This is a genomic window from Parafrankia soli, assembly GCF_001854695.1.
In the GTDB taxonomy this organism is placed as follows: Bacteria; Actinomycetota; Actinomycetes; order Frankiales; family Frankiaceae; genus Parafrankia; species Parafrankia soli.
Genome location: NZ_MAXA01000122.1, coordinates 1 through 2,407 on the forward strand (window position 1 = coordinate 1; position 2,407 = coordinate 2,407).

Annotated in this window: 4 protein-coding genes; 2 read left to right on the plus strand and 2 right to left on the minus strand. The window is 70.3% G+C overall.

The features are described from left to right. Nucleotides 1-184 precede the first annotated feature (184 nt). Both BBK14_RS12145 and BBK14_RS41265 read left to right on the plus strand, forming a co-directional pair. Complete coding sequence (locus BBK14_RS12145) at nucleotides 185-556, plus strand: hypothetical protein (RefSeq protein WP_131802252.1); 372 nt, start codon at nucleotides 185-187, stop codon at nucleotides 554-556. A 487-nt stretch (nucleotides 557-1,043) separates the two neighbouring features. After that, entirely contained in the window at nucleotides 1,044-1,166 is a 123-nt protein-coding gene (locus BBK14_RS41265; RefSeq protein ID WP_275078476.1) for a hypothetical protein, read from the plus strand. Nucleotides 1,167-1,202: 36 nt separating this feature from the next. Here the strand turns inward: BBK14_RS41265 and BBK14_RS12155 are convergent, their stop codons facing one another. Together BBK14_RS12155 and BBK14_RS12160 are read right to left on the minus strand one after the other, a co-directional pair. Continuing rightward, nucleotides 1,203-1,790 carry a P-loop nucleotide/nucleoside kinase family protein gene (locus BBK14_RS12155; protein ID WP_071062036.1) on the minus strand — a complete coding sequence of 196 codons (588 nt, stop codon included), beginning with the start codon at nucleotides 1,788-1,790 and terminating at the stop codon, nucleotides 1,203-1,205. Continuing rightward, nucleotides 1,787-2,407 (minus strand): class I SAM-dependent methyltransferase (locus BBK14_RS12160; RefSeq protein ID WP_071062038.1); only part of this gene is annotated, 621 nt, incomplete at its 5' end. The genes BBK14_RS12155 and BBK14_RS12160, both read right to left, overlap by 4 nt.

The following is a 2,407-nucleotide window of genomic DNA, read 5'->3' on the forward strand; positions in this document are numbered from 1 at the left end:
CCGCGCGGGGGAACCGGCCCCGGCCCGGTGCGGCCCGCGCGGGTCACCGCGTTTCACGACAGACGGCGCCGATCCCGCTGACGGGAGATCGCCGAACTACATTCCTGTGACTCCTGGCGTGGGCATTCCGCTCGCAGTCCTTACGATCTACCGGACACCGCCGCTGCTTCGGAGGGTGACCACCATGCCGACGTCCGCGACCCCGCCCCGGCGCGCCGCCCGGGATGCACGCCCGCAGCTCGAACCAGCCGACCCCTCGGCGTTCGCGGACGCACAGGAGGCCGCGGAGTTCGACGCCTACGTGGCCGCGTTGCTGACCGCGCCGGTCACCGCGCTGACACCGGCGCAGCACCGGCACCGCGCGGAGGTCGAGGCCCTGACCATGGCCGCCGGCCCGCAGGGCCAGGCGATGATCGCCAGCCTGCGAGCGGCCGAAGGGCCCGTGCTGGTCCCGCGGCCCTCGCCGGTGGTGCTGGTCATGCTGGCGGCCTGGCAGCGGGAGATGGCCGAGGACATCACGGCGGCCGCCCGGCAGGAAACCCGCCGCGCCGGGTGACTCGTCGCGCCGCTACTCGCTGGTTGGGACTTGACGCCCACGGTCCCGAGCGTCGATGGCCCACCGGAGGATCTCAGCCTGGCTGTGCAGGAGTGCCTTGTGGATGCTCATGCGGTGGCGTCTGAGGTAGCTCGGGTGCCACTGTCCCCGGTCGTTTCGGCTGCATCCGCCACTGACGCGATGATCGTCACGATCACTGCGCCGGACTCGGCCGTCCCGGCCCAGTGGTACGAGCTGCGTGGCGACAACGGCGCCACGGTCACGGCGCCGGGCGATGTGCGGGTCCCGGCGAGCGGGTGCGCGGATGTCTCGGTGACCGTGGTGGTCATCGGACCCGGCGGTGGATCGGAGCCGGCCGTCACGCCCCCGACGATGAGCTGCGTTCGCCCCGGCCCGATCAGCAATGTCATCTCCCAGTACAGGGACTTCGAGGACGGCGGTGACATCGTCGGCCGGTTCAACTGGCCGACGCCCTCCGTTGGACGACGTGGGGACTGTCATCGCGTCCAGCTACGAGTACGTGATCAGCGGCGTGGCTCCCGCGCACGAGGGCGTCTACATGGCCGCGGTGAACGCCGTCAGCAAAGGGCCTCGTGTCCGGATCAACTGAGCCTTCGCGTAAAGGCGGCGGGCTCGGTGCAGAGGGTCAGCCCAGAGCTGAGCCGTTGCTGCTCGGCGATGAGATGGGTGCGAGGAAGGTGGTGATGTCCTGGATGTTCGGCTGGTAGCCGTGGGAGGTGTCCACGGTCAGGGTGGGCACGTCGAGGGAGATCGGCACGAAGGAGTCCAGAGAGTACTCGCCGGCGGCGATCGCGTGTAGCAGGTCGTGGTCGGCGTGAGCCGCCCGGTGCGTGCTCTCGTGGGCGCGTCGGACGATCCGGTCGTGGGCGACATGGGCGTCGGTGACGGTGCAGCGGATGACGCGGATCTCGGCGAGGTCGGCGAGGGGTTCCAGATTCGGTCGCCACAGCCGGTCCTGGAAGGCGGCTTCGGCGACCACCGTGGTGCCGGCTCGCAGCAGGACGGTCAGCACGTCGAAGAACGCGGCCAGGGCGGTCAGGTTGAGCGGGTCGTCGCCGCCGGCCTGGTATCCGGGTGCGGCGAGGACCATCCCCTGCTTGATCTCGTCGCGGATGATCGCGGGACAGCCGAGAGTCTGGGCGAGGGTGTGGGCCAGCGTCGTCTTGCCAGTACCAGGTGGACCGCTGACCACGGCCAGCGTCGGCAGCGTCATAGCGCATCCTCACATGTCAACGACAGGGCCGGGGTCTTGCGGAGTCGGAAGGCGATGAAGCCCGGTTCCTGGGACAGCCGGGTGTAGTCGGCGGGGTGGCGGTGGGCCATCGCCTGTTGTGGCTGGTGCTCGATGAGGGTGTCGAGGGTGAAGCCCGCGGCGGTGAACTCCTCGATCCAGCGTTGGAGTGGTTGGCGCCAGAATCGGTGTTGCATGCCGCAGGACCACTGCTGCTGGGCGTGCCGGGCGTCGAAGTAGCTGCCGCCGTCGTCCAGCCAGTCCGCGGTGGGATGGCTGGTGGACAGCACGAGCCGGCCCTGGGGGCGCAGGACGCGGTGCAGTTCGCGGAGGGCGGCGACCCGGTTGCGGACGTAGTGGATGACCAGCGCGAGAACGGCGAGGTCGATGCTCTCGTCGGGGAGCCAGTCCAGGGGCTGGTCGAGGTCGTGCTGGTGGATGGTCACGTCGGGTCCGAGGCGTTGGCGGGCCAGGCGCACCATGTCGCTGCTCTGGTCGAAACCGATGGCCTGGGCGCCGCGGGTGAGGAGTTCGGCCAGGTACAGCCCAGGTCCGCATCCGCCGTCCAGGACGCGCCTTCCGCGGACGTCACCGAGCAG